The sequence below is a fragment of the Halobacillus halophilus genome, assembly GCF_020171985.1.
Lineage (GTDB): Bacteria > Bacillota > Bacilli > Bacillales > Halobacillaceae > Halobacillus > Halobacillus halophilus_A.
In genome coordinates this window covers 53,519-71,872 of record NZ_JAIVAL010000011.1, presented here as the reverse complement: position 1 = coordinate 71,872, position 18,354 = coordinate 53,519, and the positions used below count along the sequence as shown (strand labels likewise).

The window sequence follows — 18,354 nt, the reverse complement described above, 5'->3', positions numbered from 1 at the left end:
CCCTTACGCCAAGTAAGTAAGATCCCTCAGAGACGATGAGGTTGATAGGTCCGAGGTGGAAGCGTGGTGACACGTGAAGCTGACGGATACTAATGGATCGAAGACTTATCTATCTAGTATGAAACGTTAGTCGGAAGAGACGTTCGCTCGTCCGATGGTTGAATGATTGCCTTATCCAGTTTTGAGGGTTTACAAAAAAACTTGTAATTTACCCTTGATTTTTTGCTCGAAAAACAATACAATATATCTTGTCCTTGAAAAAAAGGAAATAAGATCTGGTGGTGAAGGCGAAGAGGTCACACCTGTTCCCATGCCGAACACAGAAGTTAAGCTCTTCAGCGCCGATGGTAGTCGGGTCGATCCCCGTGAGAGTAGGACGCCGCCAGGTTTTACATTATTCCAACGTAGCTCAGTGGTAGAGCAATCGGCTGTTAACCGATCGGTCGTAGGTTCGAATCCTACCGTTGGAGCCATATTTTGGAGAGCTGTCCGAGCTGGCCGAAGGAGCACGATTGGAATTCGTGTAAACCGTTACCACGGTTTCGAGGGTTCGAATCCCTCGCTCTCCGCCATAAGTTCATTTTTCCACAATGGCCCGTTGGTCAAGTGGTTAAGACACCGCCCTTTCACGGCGGTATCACGGGTTCGAATCCCGTACGGGTCACCACTTAATATGGAGGATTAGCTCAGCTGGGAGAGCACTTGCCTTACAAGCAAGGGGTCGCAGGTTCGAACCCTGCATCCTCCACCATTACCGCAAGGTAACTTCATACTTTATGGGAATATAAATCCCACATTATCGCGGGGTAGAGCAGTCTGGTAGCTCGTCGGGCTCATAACCCGGAGGTCGCAGGTTCAAATCCTGCCCCCGCAACCAAATTATTTCAACTAACTACTTTAAATTACATCTTTGCTAGTTGAAAATCGGTAGTACTGAAAAGTGCAGCCAAATTAATAAATGGTCCGGTAGTTCAGTTGGTTAGAATGCCTGCCTGTCACGCAGGAGGTCGCGGGTTCGAGTCCCGTCCGGACCGCCATTTTCATACTTAGGCTATACATAAGATTCGGCTCGGTAGCTCAGTCGGTAGAGCAACGGACTGAAAATCCGTGTGTCGGCGGTTCGATTCCGTCCCGAGCCACCATTTTTTTAGCCGGCCTAGCTCAACTGGCAGAGCAACTGATTTGTAATCAGTAGGTTGGGGGTTCAAGTCCTCTGGCCGGCACCATTTGATGCTAGTAGGCATATACAGCATGGAGGGATAGCGAAGTTGGCCAAACGCGGCGGACTGTAAATCCGCTCCCATCGGGTTCGTAGGTTCGAGTCCTACTCCCTCCACCATTTTAATTTAATCATTCCAAATAGGGGTATAGTTTAATGGTAAAACTACGGTCTCCAAAACCGTCAATGTGGGTTCGATTCCTACTACCCCTGCTTTTTTCTATGGCGGTTGTGGCGAAGTGGTTAACGCACCGGATTGTGGTTCCGGCATTCGTGGGTTCGATTCCCATCAGCCGCCCCATTTATTTTCACTTTGGGCCATAGCCAAGCGGTAAGGCAACGGTTTTTGGTACCGTCATGCGCTGGTTCGAATCCAGCTGGCCCAGCCATTTTCCATTGCGGGAGTAGTTCAGTGGTAGAACACCACCTTGCCAAGGTGGGGGTCGCGGGTTCGAATCCCGTCTCCCGCTCCATAATATTTCAATCATAATTGAGTACATGTTAGAATAAACTAAAATACTACTGATCTTGTAATGGCGGCATAGCCAAGCGGTAAGGCAGAGGACTGCAACTCCTTTATCACCGGTTCGATTCCGGTTGCCGCCTCCAATGAGATTTTGCCGGTGTGGCGGAATTGGCAGACGCGCACGACTCAAAATCGTGTTCCTTACGGAGTGCCGGTTCGACCCCGGCCACCGGTATTAAATATTAATGTAATGACGACGTTATCCTTATTGAAGGATAACGTCGTTTTTCGTTTTATATAAACAATTGTAGAACATCTATAGTCTTGTGTATTGAGTTTCTTCAACCATTTTATAGGGAATGAGATAGGTAACTGTTTAATCTAGGAGGCAATTAACATGGCAAGCGAATCTAAAGTAATTCACCACATTACCGACTACAATGAATTTAAAAATACTTGTTTAGACAACGACGGAATGGCTTTTCCTGAACTTGAAAAGATTATGTATGATTATATATTAAGTCAGCCTTCTGAAACAATGAAGTTTCAGGAGTGTGTAATTAAAGAAGAGCCAGGTGAAAATGAAGAATTAAGAAAGGTTCATCTTACGTTCCGTGACTACAATATGAATAATTATATTCGCTTATGGGGTTCTAAAAGTAATGCAGACGGCCGGGTTGTGGAGATGAAGGTAGACGCATTAGATCCAGAGACTAATGAAGTCGTATATGAACGTCAATTAGGATAAGGCATGCGCTAAAATTACTGACTTTATGTTTGTAACACAAATGACCTTACTCAATACCGTTGTTTTTAAACCAATGTCTAATAAAGACATTGGTTTTTTTGTGTGTCAATTAGATAGAGAGTTTATCGCCTTCAATCTATAGAGTTCCACTTAAACTACCCTGTGTTGCCATGGCAGCATAAGGACACAGCACGAATGCATTAGTTTTCTTATAATCGACGAATCTACTATGAACCATTTGGTCATAGGCATAGTTTGTATGATCCATTTTTTAGAATATTTACAATATTATGTTTGTTTAGATGTATACCAGGGGTACTGCCTTTATGGCTGGCAAAAATAGTAAGTTCACTAGTCTTAAAAATACCAAGGAGGAATTTCAATGAAATTAAAATCTATCGCTGTGGCCCTGACGATCGCTCTGGTAAGTACGCTGGTTTTGACGCCTGTTAGTACATTCGCTGCTGCTAACTCGGGTTCTAAAATACTTAAGAATTTGAAAGTTACAGGCATGCTTGAAGATGGAGGCACCTTTGATGGTAAAGTGACAATTGATGAGCTTTCGTATGATGAGGAAGAAGGGCTGCTGATGAGCGGCGTTGTGAAAGGTGAAGCTGTCACAGCAGATGGTACGGTTAAAGACGTTAAGGAAACTTTCGAAAATGTACCGGCTACTTTAAATGAAGAAGCGAGCGGAAGTACAGCACAGGCTGCTTCTCTCACTCAAGCGGCACAAGCAGCTGAATCTGGCTGTGACATTTTAAATTTAGATCTGGGTCCTATCTTCCTTGATCTTCTTGGATTACAGCTTGATCTTTCAGAGATTAATCTGGATCTTACCGCTGTTCCTGGTCCAGGCAACCTTCTTGGTAACTTACTATGCCAGGTAGCAGGTCTGCTTGATAGTGATGGTTTACTTAGCGGAGTACTTGATCAAGTCTCCGGTCTGCTGGATTCTTTACTAGGTCAAATTAATTCTCTGCTAGGGTAAAAAGAGAGTTGCGCAGCCAGCCGAAACAACCAACCCAATAACCATTAATCAGTCTGTCAAAAGGAATAAACCGAAGAAAAGCCTTCATCCTGAATGGATGGAGGCTTTATTATGCTATTTTTATAGGACGTGCAGGATACATAGCTGGTCAGGACCTCCATAAAGATTCCTTTTATAAAAAAACTTAGAATAGAATTCGGGTGTACGGGATTTCGTGATAGAATTTATAGTGATTAAGGAGGGTGTCTATTGCTCTATCTCATTCTATACATATGTCAATTTGGAATCATCCTGTACATCTACCGCAAATGGGGCAGGGAAGAACCTTACTTGTTCCTTAAGCTTCTTGGCTACTCGGTTCTAGGTGCCTTTGCATTCTCAATTAATCAGTGGACTTTACCGTTAGGCTTTATCGTTTTTCTATTATTCTTTCGGGATCCTGCCTGGAATCAGCTGGCGAAGCGGTATGCAGCATACACGGGTTTGTTTGTCTTCCTTACAGGTTTAATCGTTCCGCCTGTTCAAAACTACGTATACGAAAGGCCCCGCAAAGTAGAAGTGGCTCAAAACCTATCTGCGTCTAAAGAGTTTAACTTTAACGAGCATTGGGAGATGATCAATCAAACTTTTCGTGATATTCATAATCCACGCCTAGCGAGACTAGAAATGGAATTCACGGATCATGGTGCTGTAAAGTCATTGTTCTATAATTTTAAGACGACAGCACAGGGAAACAGAGAAACCAATTATTCTGTGGAGTTAAAACTGAATGAAAAAGAGTATGAAATTAAACGGAATCGTTATCAGAAGCAGAACCAGCAAGTCTTTCACATGGGACAAGGAAGGCACGGAAGAATCTCTCCGGAAGAATTTTTTGAAATCCTTAATGAAACCGGGCTTGATGCGTTCATACAAACTAAGGATAGCCAATACTATTCGCTTAACGCAGAAGGAGCAGTCCGCTCCTTGTCTGAAGATCCTGAGAATACGTTTATGGTTACCAAATCCGGTATAAGACCAGTGGTCGAAGGACAGCTTCCTATAGATGCCGTACGAATGACGGTTAATGGGTTTGAAAATAGGGAGGAGGATCGTATTCAATCGAACGTAAACTACTACATTGAACCTCGTGTGGTTTATATGGGTCAATAAAAAAGCTGGAAACCAGATCGGACATCTGGTTTCCAGCTTTCTATAAGGATACCTCGATATGTTGAAAGGTTTCTACATCAAACAACCCCATGTCGGTTAGTTTCAGGGAAGGAATAACCGGCAGTGTTAAGAAGGATAGCGTAAGGAATGGATTGAAATCCTTTGTAAATCCTAAAGAAGGAAGAACTTCTCCAATATGCTCAAGCCGTTCATTTACAAATGGAAACGGCTGATCGGACATTAATCCGGCAATGGGGAGTGGCAGAGAGGACAATACCTCTCCATTCTTAACGATTACAAGACCGCCATTCATTTCTTTTAACGTATAAATAGCTTTCAGGAGGTCATGATCATTAGCGCCCAGGGCCACGATATTGTGAGAGTCATGAGCAATGGTCGTCGCAATTGCTCCCTCTTTTAAACCGAAGCCTTTCACGATACCAACGCCAAGATGGCCGGTTTGTTTATGACGTTCCACGACTGTTAATTTCAATTGATCTTTATCTGGCGATGCTTTGAAGAATCCGTTTTCTGTATCCACTTTTTCTATTAATTTATTGGTAAGAAGCTGATTGGGATTAATCTTAATAACGTGAGCTTGTTGTGCTTCGCTTATAGGCAGCTTCAAATGATCTTCTGTCAGGGCCGGGATATGAATGGTGTTCGTAATTGGAGCCGGTTTTTTAGATTTTCCATTCTCAGAGGGCGTATAAGAGCCGTTATGGCTGACTCGGATTCCCTGTTTGTAGACCTCACTGATTTTCACTTTTTCCAAGTCTTCGAGGAGTAAAAAATCGGCATCATAACCGGGGGCGATTGCCCCTTTATGAGATAGACCATAACATTCGGCTGCGTTTAAAGAAGCCATTTGCAAGGCGATTTGTGGTGACAATCCTTGTTGAATGGAAAGACGTACGTTATGGTCGATACTTCCTTCTTCCATCAGTTCATCCAGGTGTTTATCGTCCGTGCAGAACAGACAGCGTCTGGCGTTATAGGGCGTGACTACTGTAATCAGAGCGTTTAAATCTTTCGCTGCAGAACCTTCACGGATCATTAGATACATGCCTCGTCTCAGGCGGTCCATTGCTTCATCTGCTTTGGTACATTCATGGTCTGTGGTTATTCCTGCAGTGCGAAAGAGGTTCACGGCATTACTCTCCAGTCCAGCGAGGTGCCCGTCAAGCTTCCCGCCGTACTGATGCGTCATGGTGATCTTATCGAGAAGGTTATCCTTAGTGTTCAGAAGAGAGGGATAATCCATTACTTCTGCTAAGCCGAGTACGCTGGGGTTGTCTAAGTATTTTTCAAGGTCAGCGGCTGTGAGCTGTGCTCCTGAATGTTCAAATGGAGTAGCAGGAACACAGGAAGGAAGCATAAACAACACATCTAACGGAAGCTTATCAGCGTTCTGAAGCATGAACTGCAGTCCTTCTTCACCACAGACATTGGCTATTTCATGGGGATCTGTGACCACGGTGGTAACGCCATGAGGCACGACGACTTTACTGTACTCATCCGGGGTGACCATAGAGGATTCAATGTGGACATGTCCATCAATAAAGGAGGGGGAGACATATTGACCTTTGGCATCAATGATCCGGGCAGCTTCTTGATAGTGTCCGATCCCGACGAATTTACCATCAGATATGGCAACATCTGCCTCCATCCATTCGAGATTGAAAACATCGAGGATCTTCCCATTTTTAATGATCGTATCTGCGGGGGTTTTCTTGCTTGCGATGTTCAGATCTTTCGTTAATTGTTCTTTAGCTGAGTACATGTATGATTTCTCCTTCCGTGTCATTCCTGATACATTCAAGGATACAGTATATCTTCATGGCGTGTTTAGCAGATACGTGGAATGATACGTTCAAAATTATTCGGGCACGAGCATTCGTTTCATGAGATAATAATTAATAGAATTCTATAGGGCAGGGGTAGCTTTGTCAATGTAAAGGTGAGGAGTTCCAGCTTGCTCTCGGAGAAAACATTGGTAAGCCATTCTCATTTAAGGAATTCTGGTTTAGTATTAGTAGAGATGAAACAATTTAGTACATTGGTAAAGGAAGGTATATATGGCGATGACGGAAGATAACATCACGAGGCTCCATATAAATGATACAGAGTACATACTGATAGGTACTGCGCATGTATCTAAACAAAGCGCGGAACAAGTGAAGCAGGTTATTGATGAAGAACAGCCTGATTCTGTATGTGTGGAATTAGATGAGCAGCGGTATCAATCGATTGTAGACGGCGATGCCTGGAAAGAAACAGATATTTTTGCTGTGATTAAGCAGAAGAAGGCATCTTTATTGTTAATGAACCTGGCTATCTCCTCCTTTCAAAAGCGGATGGCTAAGCAATTTGGTATTCAGGCTGGTCAGGAAATGATGCAAGGGATTGAATCAGCAAAAGAGCATAATGCGGAGCTCGTATTAGCGGACCGTAATATTCAGGTAACCTTTGCCCGAATCTGGGGCAATATCGGGTTTGGAGGCAAAGCTAAGCTGTTAATGTCCATCATCTACAGTATTTTTAGTAACGACACGATCTCGGAAGCGGAGCTTGAAAAGATGAAGACGCAGGATATGCTCGATGGCATGCTGAAGGATCTGACCGAGAACTTCCCGAAATTGAAAAAACCATTAATTGATGAGCGTGACCAGTATTTAGCTCAGAAAATTAAAGATGCACCCGGTAAGAAAGTAGTAGCAGTCCTTGGAGCTGCTCACGTACCGGGTATTAAAGAAGCGATTTACAAAGAGCATGATTTAACTAAATTAAATAAGCGTCCTCCTAAGTCTCCCTGGCCGAAGATTATAGGCTGGAGCATTCCCATTTTAATTATATCCATCATCGTTTATACGTTTATGGCGAATCCGGAGGCTGGTACCCAGCAGACCATCAGCTGGGTGCTCTGGAATGGCTCGTTTTCTGCGATAGGTACAGCTGCCGCCATGGCTCATCCATTTGCGGTGATCGCAGCTTTCGTGGCCGCACCGATTACCTCGCTTAACCCGCTGATTGCAGCTGGATGGTTTGCCGGCATTGTTCAGGCGTACTTTCGCAGACCTAAGGTATCAGAATTTGAAACCTTATCGGAAGATGTCGCGAGTCTGAAGGGATTCTGGCGTAATCGCGTTACTCGTATCCTGCTTGTGGTTCTGCTTGCCAATGTGGGCAGCTCTTTAGGCACATTTATAGGTGGAGCTGACGTTCTTCGACTGTTTTTTGAAAATCTATAATGGAAAAGCGTAACCTTTCGCACAGGTTGCGCTTTTTGTATAGGAAAAAGTGTACAGGATATTCCGATGGTGGTACACTCTTAATACAATTATGGAAATAAATCCATTAACTGGATTTTAGTTGAGTAAAAACGACCTTTTAGAGGAGGTTAAACTATTCAATAATGTTTGGATTTCAAGTACAGTAGTCATGTCCCTCATCTTTCTAATTCCTATCGCCGGTGCCCATTTAATGAATCATGTTGAAAAGAAGTACTTAATGAAAGTTCCGAAGAAATGGCTGGTTTCTTCTATTACTACGCTCACACTACTATTTGAATTATCCCTGACTTTCCTGGTTTCAACCCGAACAGGATTGTCCTTTATTGAAGCTCATTTTACGGTTGGTTTCCTGTTGTTCATCATGGTATGGTTCATGCAGTTTAATGAGTTTATGGGAAATCAGTATGCGAATGTGGACAACCAGGTGTTTGGAGATGGCAAAGATATCTATCGTGTGTCGATCTTTCAATTCAAAGTAAATCCAGTATCCATTGGAACGTTCCTCTATTTTGCAGCTGCCGTTCTAATTTCAGTTGTAGCTTACTATTAAACTTTATAGAATTACCTGGCGGAGTTTCAATAAAGGAAGCTTCGTTTTTTGTTACGTTTTAAAAAAATGCCCAGTGATTATAAAATAAAAGTAGGGTCCAACTAAGAAGGGAGGAGTTCCATGTATCCATACATATTCATGATATTTGTCGTGCTCTTCTATGCGGGGAATATTCTTACGGGAAAAGCAATAAATGATCTGCCGCCGTTTACTATAGCTTTTTTCCGGCTGCTTGTTGCCTTTATTTTTTTATTTCCGATTGGGATGAGGAGTGCCTGGAAAGCGAGAAAGACATTTCGTGAATACAAGGGCCCTCTCTTAATGATGACACTTACCGGAGTCACTTTTTTTAATACGTTCATTTATGGTGCGCTTCAATTCACGACGGCATCGAATGTTTCTGTGCTTGAAACGGTCATACCTGTCGTCACGGTCGTATTAAGTGCTCTGTTTGTAAAAGAAAAGCTGCCATTGATCAAGTGGGTCGGAGTAATGCTTTCTTTCCTTGGAGCAGTATGGGTGGTTATGGATGGACGGCTTCTTGAACTGTTCTCGTCTTCATGGAACGTGGGGGATGTCATTATGATAGGAGCCATCATGTGCTGGGCAGTCTACTCAATCGTAGTGAAGCAGTTCATGCACTTGTTTCCGGCATACGGGGTTCTCTTTGTGATGACAGGGTTGTCCGTGCTCATTCTCCTGCCGTTCGTGGCCATTGAATGGACGTTTGGCCGTGTACCCTCTCTCGATGAAGGTAAGTATTGGATGGGGTTCTTATACTTAGGTGTGTTTCCCTCAGTTATTGCGCTGGTGTTTTATAACCGGGCGGTGGAGAGGCTCGGAGCCTCACAAGCTTCTGTCTTCTTAAATTTCCTACCTGTCGTCACGATGGTCGGCGCCTATTTTTGGCTTGGAGAAACGATAAAACTGCCGGAAATAGCAGGCGCCATTCTGGTGATCGTCGGTGTCATTTTAACCACAAGGGCAGGGGCAAGAAAGAAAAGAAAACCCTTAATTTATGAAACAAATTCATATAATTAGAAAAAAATTTACGTGGATTATTGTTTTAATTGTGTGTTTAACTAGGTAGATCATCCTTAAATTCTTTACCTGATATTAATAGAGAGAAAAAAATATGACCGATCCTAGAGAAAGACCACAGGATGTGTCGAGAAAATCCTTCTTTCGAAAGCCATGATTTATCTACTTTAGATACAATTGTTTATTTTTGGTAAAAATGGTTTTAAGCGCTCTATATCAGGCAATGAAGAGGAGTGAACCATAAAAAATAAGGAGGTAATTTTATGTCTACTGCTCTTAGGGAAAGGTTAACATCTTCCATGGAAAATCTGCGTACGGTTGCATCTCTAGAATTTACGGACGAAGTGTTTGAATCTGATAATTATCGCTCGGCAGAAGTGCTTACGGAAGATTTGCAAAGTCTGTTTATCGTGAACATTCGTGAACGGACCCTTACTATCTTAACAATGAATGAAGAAATGGAAGTTACAAAAGAAACCTTATTTACGGACAAGATTATCTCAATGAAAGAGCTGTTCAATGAGTATAGCTTAAATCAAAATACGCCTCCTTGGAAACTTGAGCTTGTGCTGTTGGATGGGCGTACTATAGAGGTTGAACCTGGATTATCCAAGCTTCATGATGAGAGCTATAAAGATCCAGAAATTGCCGGAGAAGTGGCTGAGGATTTTGAGAATTTCATCGCTGGTTTGAAAAATACGTTAATTCTATAAAAGGAAAAGGAGTCCTAAATGAGGGCTCCTTTTTTAGATTACAGTTTTTATATTTTTTGTGTATAAATATGAGGTATTGGGAGATTTTAAGAAATAAGACAGCTTAAACTCCTACTTCATCTCCTAATGATTTTTCTCTTCATCGGCTCAGCAATTAACGCACGCATGCTCACCGTCTGTCCAGATAGGAGGTGAGGATGATTTGGATACAAATGTGCTATTTGAACTTCTAAGACTATCTGTGGACGTACTAAACTTTCTGGCCTTTCTCTTGTTTTCGACGATATTTGTATTTAAATCGAAACAGCCATAGAGAATAATTATATCGTAATGGACCACTAGTGAAAACTGGTGGTCATTTTATTTATAGGGTTCTGATCAACATGGTTGATTGAGCCACAACTGCTTTTTAAAAGAAAGAATGGTAAACTCCCGTTGAAAGTAAATACAACGTAAGCAGGGTCAGTACAGTAATGAGGAGGATAAATTGTTTCTTTGATGCACTTACAACTAGAGCGTTATTTGGGTCGAATTTATAACTCCAAAGGATGACACCTGTTAAAAGCAGCATGCCGATACCGAGAAAGAGATTGATCATTGGATTCCCTCCTTTACATAGTGTACGAATTCAGAAAATAAAAGTTTCAATTATCGGAATTATTAAAATAGTTAGGATGGACTAGTTTAATAATCTGGAAACCGGTATATAATGTAAAAAACCAACAGCGAGCACCAGCCTTTTAACATCTTCATGTAAACAGAACATGAATTTTTCGACAAAAATTCGTAAAAATCGTGTTGCATCGTAAAAATGCGATTGTTATAATGAGAAACATACTCCAGATGATGCAACTAAATCTCAATTCATGCGGGTGTAGTTTAGTGGTAAAACCTCAGCCACGAGCTTTGCTTCATAGAGAATGCTGCGAGTTGCCTCGACGGATCTACTTCTTCGAGTCTTCGAGCAGAGGAAGAGGCATGATTGCCGAAGTTCTGACGAAGCTAATGAATCTAATTTGAATGCGGGTGTAGTTTAGTGGTAAAACCTCAGCCACGAGCTTTGCTTCATAGAGAATGCTGCGAGTTGCCTTGACGGATCTACTTCTTCGAGTCTTCGAGCAGAGGAAGAGGCATGATTGCCGGAGTTCTGACGAAGCTAATGAATCTAATTTTAATGCGGGTGTAGTTTAGTGGTAAAACCTCAGCCTTCCAAGCTGATGATGAGGGTTCGATTCCCTTCACCCGCTCCAATCACTTTTTTTGAAAGTGAACATGCTTTTATTTTATACTATGTGAACCAACGCAGTGTTTCGTTAATTGAGGTAACGAAGCATTGCGTTTTTTATTGAGGAAAAAAGGATACACCCTATAGTAGACACAACCATAATAGGAGGATCCAGGACAATGAAACAATTACAGCAGAAATTAAAGCAAATAGACGGAAAAAGTTATAAAGGATATAAAGATATTCAAGGTAAGCACTCGTTTCAGAATTACGATGTGTTTATGGATTATGTACAAGGTGATCCCTTCGCGGCACCTTCTAAAATAAGAATCCGAATTCCAAATGAGAAGCGTCCCATTCAAAAAGAATGGAAAGAAAGCAGAAGCCGTAAGATTTATGCAGAAGATCGAATTGCCCGCGCCGTAGCGAAAGCGATTGCCAAGAATCATACAGATGTGAAAGGAACAGGAAAGAGCGGGATGGTCGCCATAGATCGCCCTGGTCAGGAAATTCTGGATCGTGCCGCAGTCAACCTGAATTCAGAAGATATGACGGTCTGTCTCACGATTGGTCTTCCGGCTAATGGACGCCGTATCAATGGCAGGGAAGCGGACAAGCTTTTCTTCAAGGTCATTCCAGAGATTATTCAGCATTCTGTTTTTTCCATTAAAGATGAAGAAATCGAAGCGGCCTGTCAATTGGCCGATCAGCATGAAGCGATTCAGGCAGAGATGAAGAAAAACAATTGGATTTCATTCGTGGCTGATGGAGCAGTCCTTCCTCGTGAGAGCGGGATCAGCGAGCGACCGATGAAAAAAGCGGTTCCGTTTCAAAGTCCAGAAGAGAACCGGGTCTCCTTTTCTATCCCTCACAGAGAGGAGCCGCTGACAGGCATGGCGGTTAAGAAAGGGATTGTATTGATCGTAGGCGGCGGTTATCATGGTAAAAGTACCCTGTTGAATGCCATGGAACGTGGCGTGTATCCTCATATCAAAGGGGATGGCAGAGAATACGTGATGACAGATCCTGCTGCTGTAAAAGTTAGAGCAGAAGATGGCAGGCAGGTAACAAGTGTGGACATTTCACCATTTATCAAAAATCTTCCACATGGCACAGATACGACTCAGTTCTCAACAGAAAATGCCAGCGGAAGTACTTCTCAGGCGGCTAATGTCATTGAAGCGCTTGAAGCCGGAGCTAAGACGCTCTTAATCGATGAAGATACAAGTGCGACGAACTTCATGATCCGTGATGAGCGGATGCAGGAGCTTGTCGTGAAAGAAAAAGAACCAATCACACCGTTTATTGATAAAATTAAGCAGATGCGTGATGATCTGGATGTTTCTACGATTCTCGTCATGGGTGGCTCCGGCGACTATTTCCAGGTTGCCGATGATGTCCTGATGATGGATCAATATGTACCTTATAATGTTACCGGTAAAGCGAAAGATATTGCCGGCAAGTACCCAAGCAGCCGCACGACCACCGAGGATGAGAAGTTCGGAGCTGTTCCGGCGCGTGCATTTTTACCTTCCAGTCTTCAGACGAGAAAAGGGAAGAAAGAGAAGGTACAAGCAAAAGGAAAAACGACGATTCTTATGGGACAGAGAGAAATTGATCTGGACGGAGTGGAGCAGCTCGTCGATCCTTCCCAGACACGTATGATTGCAGATGTTATTCTGCATTTAGATAAAAAAGGAAGTTTGAAAACAGAGCAATCGTTGAATAACTTGCTCGATCAAATTGAAAAGCAGTTTGATGAGAAGGGACTCGCTTCGTTTGCGCCATTTAAAGATCAGCACCCGGGTGAGATTGCCCGCCCGCGCCGTTTTGAAATAGCGGCAACGTTAAATCGTATAAGGACCGCGAAAGTAAAAGATATCAGATAGGGAGGAGGAGCCGCGATGGATTATCATGAGCTGAAGGAACAGGTGATCGCGTATAGTAAGGACATTGGAATTGATAAGATCGGTTTTGCCTCAGCCGATGTGTTTGGCGAGTTAAAAGCCAGACTTAAGCGGCAGGAGGCTCTTGGCTATCAGTCCGGATTTGAAAAAGGTGATGTAGATGAACGGACTGAACCAGGACGTCTGCTTCCAGGTGCTCAATCGATTATTTCCATCGCGATGGCTTACCCTTCTAAAATGCACGATGCTCCTAAGAGCAGAAAAGGTGACCGCCGGGGGCTGTTTTGCAGAGCCTCATGGGGGGAAGACTACCATACCGTTCTGCGTGACCGTCTTAATAAGTTAGGAGCTTATCTACAGAAACTGTTTCCGGATGTTGAACTCAAATCAATGGTAGATACCGGTGAACTATCAGACCGTGCCGTAGCGGAACGGGCGGGCATTGGTTTCAGCGGAAAGAATTGTGCGATCATTACTCCGGAGTTTGGATCATATGTATATTTAGCGGAACTTGTGACAAATATTCCATTTGCCCCTGATGAGCCTGTCCAAGAAGGCTGCGGGGATTGTAATATATGCGTGGATGCGTGCCCGACCGGCGCGCTAGTCCAGGGTGGTCAATTAAATGCCCAGCGCTGTATCGCTTTTCTGACACAGACGAAAGACTTTTTGCCAGATGAGTTCCGAAGTAAAATCGGCAACCGTCTGTACGGCTGTGATACATGTCAGACGGTCTGTCCAATTAATAGAAAGAAAGATTTTCACCATCATGAGGAATTTGAACCAGATCCAGAGGTGGTCAAACCGAAACTGACGCCGCTGTTGTCCATTTCGAACCGCCAGTTCAAAGAGAAATTCGGATTTATTTCCGGATCGTGGCGGGGCAAGAAACCAATTCAGCGAAATGCGATATTGGCCCTTGCTCATTACCGGGATGAGACATCCATCAGCGAGTTAATTCGATTAATGAACGAAGACCCAAGGCCTGTCATAAGAGGAACGGCGGCCTGGGGACTCGGAAAAATCGGAACTACGGATTGTTTTACGGCCATTAAGGATGCTATGATAAATGAGGAAGATGAACAGGTTATTTACGAAATGGAAAAAGGACTTCAATTCGAAAAAATATAAACAAATCTACTTTTCTTATGAACTAGGCTTTTGTATAATAGAAAAAACTGTAAAAGAAGGGATTTAATCTATGAACCATAGGTCTTTTCTATATTATGATTCTTTTATAACTCCTCTCGGACCTATTACGGTTTTAGCGAATGATGAGGGAGTTTGTCGTATTGATTTCGGCGAATTTGAAGAACGTCATTCCGCCTATCAATCCTGGAAAAAGAAGCATTTACTAAGAGGTGAATTCGTTTATGATCCTGAGCAGAAGTATGTTAGCCAGGCAAAAGAAGAATTAAACGAATACTTTGATGGAAAAAGAACGCAATTCTCGATTCCTTTGATATGTTATGGAACAGATTTTCAACGCGGTGTCTGGAGAACATTAGTCAACCAAATACCTTATGGAGAAACACGTTCCTATAAAGAAATTGCTTCCACGATGCTTTCTCCGAAGGCCATTCGAGCGGTCGGAGGAGCTGTGAACCAAAACCCTTTTGCTATCGTTGTACCCTGTCACCGGGTGATCGGAAGTAACGGTAAGCTGGTTGGTTACGCAGGCGGTCTTGAGAAGAAGCGCCACTTACTTGATTTTGAAAAACAACACACGGTCGTACCGTTCACTAACTAGTCGTCTCCCGCGGGAGACGGCTTTTTTTGTATGGACCGTCCCCTTTTTTCATAGGATGAAAGGAAGGGGGAAGGGTTATGCAGGAAACCAATCAAATACAGAAGTATTGGGAAAGAATCATGAGCCGGTTATTGGAGCAGGAAGATGAACTATGGCTTCATAAAAAAGTGAAAAATTTAGAGAGTGAGGGCATTCAGATTGAGCGTGCAACTTTCAGAATTAAACCTTACCATAGGTGTGCCTATGAAAAGCAAAGTACCCTGCGTTATATGCTCAGCCTTTCTCTTCTTCTAAAAGACCACCGGCACTTTTATTTAGAGGAAGGGATTCATGAAGGATTAGTATGGTTTGAGAGTGGTAAGATCAAGCATCATAGAATACAAACTGAAACGATTTCTTCTGAGACAAATGCTTGTTTACCCGAGTTTAGCGATAAAGAATCGAGACAGCGCGCCCCTTTTACATACAATCGCAGGGATGCGGTTCGCTATGCTGAAAGGTGGTGGGATTCCTATAACCCGGCTTATCGTCATTTTGACGTAGACTGTACGAATTATATTTCGCAATGCCTAAGAGCTGGAGGAGCCCCTGTATGGGGGACCCCGAATCGCAGCCGGGGCTGGTGGTACAGCGGAAGCAATTGGAGCTACAGCTGGGCAGTCGCTCACGCATTTAGATGGTATTTAAGCGGAGCAAGGCAGGGGTTGACCGCTACAGAAGTGTCTTCCGCACATGAACTTTCACCTGGAGATGTGATCTGCTATGATTTCGAAGGGGACGGTCGTTTTGACCATAATACAATTGTTGTGAAAAAAAACAAGGATGGTATGCCGCTTGTTAATGCCCATACATCAAACAGTCGTCATCGGTACTGGGCTTATGAAGATTCTACCGCTTATACCCCCTCTATTCAGTATAAATTTTTTCGAATTGGTGACTGATGGATGTGGTATAATAGTCTAGTTGACTAAGATTAGACTGAGGTGAATGGAATGCCGAACCATATTGTTTTGTTTCAACCAGAAATTCCTGCAAACACAGGGAACATTGCTCGTACGTGTCTGGCTACGAATTCCGTACTTCATTTGATCCGACCACTTGGCTTTTCTACAGAGGACCGGATGCTGAAGCGGGCAGGGCTGGATTACTGGCATGACGTAACGATTCATTATCATGATTCAATTGAAGATTTATATGAAGCTTATCCTGAAGGGGACTATTATTATATAGAGAATTTTGGTACGAAATCCTACGTAGACTTTGATTTTGCGTCCTCTGAAAAAGAGTTGTTTTTTGTTTTTGGACGTGAAAGTGATGGAATACCGAATGAACTTCTTGAAGGCTTGGAAGATCGTTGCCTTCGTGTTCCCATGACGGGGAAGGTTCGTTCTCTGAACCTTGCGAACACCGTGTCCATCATTCTATTTGAAACACTTAGACAGCAGGGCTTCCCCAACTTGATTAAATAACCAAAGACGGCGCTAAGCGTCGTCTTTTTTGTTAACCGCTGTTATATACATCCTAATGTTAACTATTTCAAATAAGCTCCCGTTTGTGGAAGACTCAGCGCATGCCCGCGGAAAGCGAGCCGTTCCCTGGAGCCCCTTTCTTCACACGTTATCTCGAAACTAAGTCTTACAGTAACCGGCCCTACTGTATAAAAACTTACTGCTTAAATAGAGGCACCACGTTTAAAATAGGCAAAGAAAAATCGCACCCGCTCAGGGGTGCGATTTTAAGGTGCTTATTTTTTAGGTCTGCCTGCTTTAACGTCATATCCAGCAGCGAAGATGGATGTAAGGTATGTGATACAAACAAGAATAATTAAGGTTATTTTCATGTATAGTCCTCCTTTAATCTGTCGAGACAAGCTATTCTATTCTGTATTATACCTTATTTAATAAAGGATGTGAATTGTGGGAAGTAAATTTCTCCCTGAGATGAGGCTGATGCCTATACATGCTATGGGTTCATTACATAGGTTGAAGAGTAGGTGAATAACTAAGGATAGAAGTGGAGGAATGAACATGAATCAATATCCGTATCAGTATCCCTATCCTGTCCAACATGATTTTCGTGATGAGGATGAAAGATTTTTCTTCTTAGGCCCATTTGCTGGCGGTTTACTTGGGGGATTTTTAGGCGGAGCGATTGCTCCAGGATTATACGGAGGTTTTGGAGGCGGCGGCTATGGCTATGGTCCCGGACCAGGTCCTTATCGTCCTCCTTATTATGGAGGAGGTTATTACGGACGTCCCCCTTATGGTGGCTTCTGGTAAAATTAAATCAATAAATATAAAATAAATAAAAGGGAGACCTTCCACATCAGGAGGCCTCCCATTTTTAATTAAAAGTTTGTTGTGTCAAGAGTTTCACCTTGAGATTCATAGCCCTGCATATATTTAATGCGGCGCTGGGCGGAAGTATTATTTACCTGCTCATCAGCGTGGTAAGAAGAACGTACCATTGGACCGGCTTCGCAGTGCTTAAATCCTTTTTCAAGAGCGATCTGTTTTAGCTCTTCAAACTCATCAGGATGGTAATAGCGCTCTACGTTTAAATGTTTTTTCGTTGGCTGCAAATACTGGCCGATGGTCATAATGTCGACATTATGCGCAAGAAGGTCGTCCATAGCTTCTACAATTTCTTCTTTGGTTTCTCCCAGACCTACCATCAAGCTTGACTTTGTCGGAGTATCCGGACGGATGTCCTTTACACGCTGCAAAAGCTCTAAAGAACGGTCATACATCGCGCGGGCACGAACTTTTTTCGTCAATCGGCGAACCGTTTCTATATTGTGGTTGAAGATGTCAGGCTCTCCGCCCATCAGAGTATGTAAGCTCTCATAATCGCCTTTCATATCAGATGGAAGAATTTCCACGGTACATCCAGGAACACGGCGGCGGATGGCTTTAACCGTTTCACCAAAGACAGCAGCACCGCCGTCATTTAAGTCATCACGGGCTACGGCTGTTACGACCACGTGTTTCAGTCCCATGATCTCTACAGATTCTGCTACACGTTCCGGCTCGCCCCAGTCCAGTTCATTTGGAAGTCCGGTTTTAACGGCACAGAAGCGGCAGCCGCGCGTACACGTATCACCGAGGATCATGAAGGTCGCTGTTTTACGTTCACTCCAGCATTCGTGAATGTTCGGGCAGCGGGCTTCTTCGCAAACGGTGTTTAATTTCTTATCGCGCATTAGTTTCTTAAGTCCTGTATAGGATTTGTTAGTGTTAATTTTGATTTTCAGCCAATCGGGCTTTCTTACGTGTTCTTGGTTCTTTGCCATAAGAATT

Annotated in this window: 16 protein-coding genes, 16 tRNA genes and 2 rRNA genes; 31 read left to right on the top strand and 3 right to left on the bottom strand. The window is 43.2% G+C overall.

Annotated features, from left to right (window positions below):
• From LCM11_RS16050 to LCM11_RS15955, 20 genes are all read left to right on the top strand, one after another.
• Positions 1 to 113 (top strand): 23S ribosomal RNA (locus tag LCM11_RS16050); the annotation flags it as partial.
• Between the two features lie 161 nt (positions 114 to 274).
• A 5S ribosomal RNA gene (rrf, locus tag LCM11_RS16045) occupies positions 275 to 388 on the top strand.
• 10 nt (positions 389 to 398) lie between these two features.
• A tRNA-Asn gene (locus LCM11_RS16040) sits at positions 399 to 473 on the top strand.
• Between the two features lie 6 nt (positions 474 to 479).
• Positions 480 to 572: transfer RNA gene (locus LCM11_RS16035), tRNA-Ser, on the top strand.
• A 20-nt stretch (positions 573 to 592) separates the two neighbouring features.
• Positions 593 to 667 (top strand) — tRNA-Glu (locus LCM11_RS16030).
• A gap of 8 nt (positions 668 to 675) precedes the next feature.
• A tRNA-Val gene (locus tag LCM11_RS16025) sits at positions 676 to 751 on the top strand.
• Positions 752 to 800: 49 nt separating this feature from the next.
• Positions 801 to 877, top strand: a tRNA-Met gene (locus LCM11_RS16020).
• An 83-nt stretch (positions 878 to 960) separates the two neighbouring features.
• Positions 961 to 1,037, top strand: a tRNA-Asp gene (locus tag LCM11_RS16015).
• 29 nt (positions 1,038 to 1,066) lie between these two features.
• A tRNA-Phe gene (locus LCM11_RS16010) sits at positions 1,067 to 1,142 on the top strand.
• A gap of 8 nt (positions 1,143 to 1,150) precedes the next feature.
• Positions 1,151 to 1,226, top strand: a tRNA-Thr gene (locus LCM11_RS16005).
• Positions 1,227 to 1,253: 27 nt separating this feature from the next.
• A tRNA-Tyr gene (locus LCM11_RS16000) sits at positions 1,254 to 1,339 on the top strand.
• 22 nt (positions 1,340 to 1,361) lie between these two features.
• Positions 1,362 to 1,432 (top strand) — tRNA-Trp (locus LCM11_RS15995).
• A 12-nt stretch (positions 1,433 to 1,444) separates the two neighbouring features.
• Positions 1,445 to 1,520: transfer RNA gene (locus LCM11_RS15990), tRNA-His, on the top strand.
• Positions 1,521 to 1,533: 13 nt separating this feature from the next.
• Positions 1,534 to 1,608: transfer RNA gene (locus LCM11_RS15985), tRNA-Gln, on the top strand.
• A gap of 9 nt (positions 1,609 to 1,617) precedes the next feature.
• Positions 1,618 to 1,692 (top strand) — tRNA-Gly (locus LCM11_RS15980).
• 62 nt (positions 1,693 to 1,754) lie between these two features.
• Positions 1,755 to 1,828: transfer RNA gene (locus LCM11_RS15975), tRNA-Cys, on the top strand.
• 10 nt (positions 1,829 to 1,838) lie between these two features.
• A tRNA-Leu gene (locus LCM11_RS15970) sits at positions 1,839 to 1,920 on the top strand.
• Between the two features lie 162 nt (positions 1,921 to 2,082).
• Positions 2,083 to 2,433 (top strand): hypothetical protein, encoded by a 351-nt coding sequence (locus tag LCM11_RS15965; RefSeq protein WP_224895294.1) that lies wholly within the window; start codon positions 2,083 to 2,085, stop codon positions 2,431 to 2,433.
• 382 nt (positions 2,434 to 2,815) lie between these two features.
• Positions 2,816 to 3,424, top strand: coding sequence for a hypothetical protein (locus tag LCM11_RS15960; protein WP_224895293.1), 609 nt, complete (start codon positions 2,816 to 2,818; stop codon positions 3,422 to 3,424).
• Between the two features lie 249 nt (positions 3,425 to 3,673).
• Positions 3,674 to 4,576, top strand: coding sequence for a hypothetical protein (locus tag LCM11_RS15955; protein WP_224895292.1), 903 nt, complete (start codon positions 3,674 to 3,676; stop codon positions 4,574 to 4,576).
• Between the two features lie 40 nt (positions 4,577 to 4,616).
• Here the strand turns inward: LCM11_RS15955 and ade are convergent, their stop codons facing one another.
• On the bottom strand, positions 4,617 to 6,359 hold the full coding sequence (gene ade / locus LCM11_RS15950; RefSeq protein WP_224895291.1) for an adenine deaminase: 1,743 nt from the start codon (positions 6,357 to 6,359) through the stop codon (positions 4,617 to 4,619).
• A gap of 301 nt (positions 6,360 to 6,660) precedes the next feature.
• On the opposite strand from ade, the gene LCM11_RS15945 reads away from it, so the two are divergent.
• The 4 genes from LCM11_RS15945 (at position 6,661) to LCM11_RS15930 (ending at position 10,173) form a co-directional block, all read left to right on the top strand.
• Positions 6,661 to 7,827 carry a TraB/GumN family protein gene (locus LCM11_RS15945; RefSeq protein WP_224895298.1) on the top strand — a complete coding sequence of 389 codons (1,167 nt, stop codon included), beginning with the start codon at positions 6,661 to 6,663 and terminating at the stop codon, positions 7,825 to 7,827.
• 121 nt (positions 7,828 to 7,948) lie between these two features.
• Entirely contained in the window at positions 7,949 to 8,419 is a 471-nt protein-coding gene (locus tag LCM11_RS15940; protein WP_224895290.1) for a hypothetical protein, read from the top strand.
• A 120-nt stretch (positions 8,420 to 8,539) separates the two neighbouring features.
• Positions 8,540 to 9,460: a DMT family transporter gene (locus LCM11_RS15935; RefSeq protein WP_224895289.1), complete on the top strand. Its 921-nt coding sequence runs from the start codon at positions 8,540 to 8,542 to the stop codon at positions 9,458 to 9,460.
• A gap of 263 nt (positions 9,461 to 9,723) precedes the next feature.
• Positions 9,724 to 10,173: a hypothetical protein gene (locus tag LCM11_RS15930; protein ID WP_224895288.1), complete on the top strand. Its 450-nt coding sequence runs from the start codon at positions 9,724 to 9,726 to the stop codon at positions 10,171 to 10,173.
• 409 nt (positions 10,174 to 10,582) lie between these two features.
• Here the strand turns inward: LCM11_RS15930 and LCM11_RS15925 are convergent, their stop codons facing one another.
• Complete coding sequence (locus LCM11_RS15925) at positions 10,583 to 10,771, bottom strand: hypothetical protein (protein WP_224895287.1); 189 nt, start codon at positions 10,769 to 10,771, stop codon at positions 10,583 to 10,585.
• Positions 10,772 to 11,349: 578 nt separating this feature from the next.
• Here LCM11_RS15925 and LCM11_RS15920 point away from each other — a divergent pair.
• From LCM11_RS15920 to LCM11_RS15890, 7 genes are all read left to right on the top strand, one after another.
• Positions 11,350 to 11,423, top strand: a tRNA-Gly gene (locus LCM11_RS15920).
• A 154-nt stretch (positions 11,424 to 11,577) separates the two neighbouring features.
• Positions 11,578 to 13,287 carry an ABC-ATPase domain-containing protein gene (locus LCM11_RS15915; RefSeq protein WP_224895286.1) on the top strand — a complete coding sequence of 570 codons (1,710 nt, stop codon included), beginning with the start codon at positions 11,578 to 11,580 and terminating at the stop codon, positions 13,285 to 13,287.
• Between the two features lie 15 nt (positions 13,288 to 13,302).
• Positions 13,303 to 14,436 carry a tRNA epoxyqueuosine(34) reductase QueG gene (gene queG / locus LCM11_RS15910; protein WP_224895285.1) on the top strand — a complete coding sequence of 378 codons (1,134 nt, stop codon included), beginning with the start codon at positions 13,303 to 13,305 and terminating at the stop codon, positions 14,434 to 14,436.
• A gap of 70 nt (positions 14,437 to 14,506) precedes the next feature.
• Positions 14,507 to 15,055 carry a methylated-DNA--[protein]-cysteine S-methyltransferase gene (locus tag LCM11_RS15905; RefSeq protein WP_224895284.1) on the top strand — a complete coding sequence of 183 codons (549 nt, stop codon included), beginning with the start codon at positions 14,507 to 14,509 and terminating at the stop codon, positions 15,053 to 15,055.
• Positions 15,056 to 15,132: 77 nt separating this feature from the next.
• On the top strand, positions 15,133 to 15,996 hold the full coding sequence (locus LCM11_RS15900; protein WP_224895283.1) for an amidase domain-containing protein: 864 nt from the start codon (positions 15,133 to 15,135) through the stop codon (positions 15,994 to 15,996).
• A 51-nt stretch (positions 15,997 to 16,047) separates the two neighbouring features.
• On the top strand, positions 16,048 to 16,524 hold the full coding sequence (trmL, locus tag LCM11_RS15895; protein ID WP_224895282.1) for a tRNA (uridine(34)/cytosine(34)/5-carboxymethylaminomethyluridine(34)-2'-O)-methyltransferase TrmL: 477 nt from the start codon (positions 16,048 to 16,050) through the stop codon (positions 16,522 to 16,524).
• A 558-nt stretch (positions 16,525 to 17,082) separates the two neighbouring features.
• Positions 17,083 to 17,334 carry a hypothetical protein gene (locus LCM11_RS15890; RefSeq protein ID WP_224895281.1) on the top strand — a complete coding sequence of 84 codons (252 nt, stop codon included), beginning with the start codon at positions 17,083 to 17,085 and terminating at the stop codon, positions 17,332 to 17,334.
• Positions 17,335 to 17,402: 68 nt separating this feature from the next.
• On the opposite strand, the gene lipA is transcribed toward LCM11_RS15890, so the two are convergent.
• The gene (gene lipA, locus LCM11_RS15885) at positions 17,403 to 18,347 is read right to left on the bottom strand and encodes a lipoyl synthase (protein WP_089753072.1); all 945 of its coding nucleotides are present in this window, start codon (positions 18,345 to 18,347) and stop codon (positions 17,403 to 17,405) included.
• Positions 18,348 to 18,354: the final 7 nt, after the last annotated feature.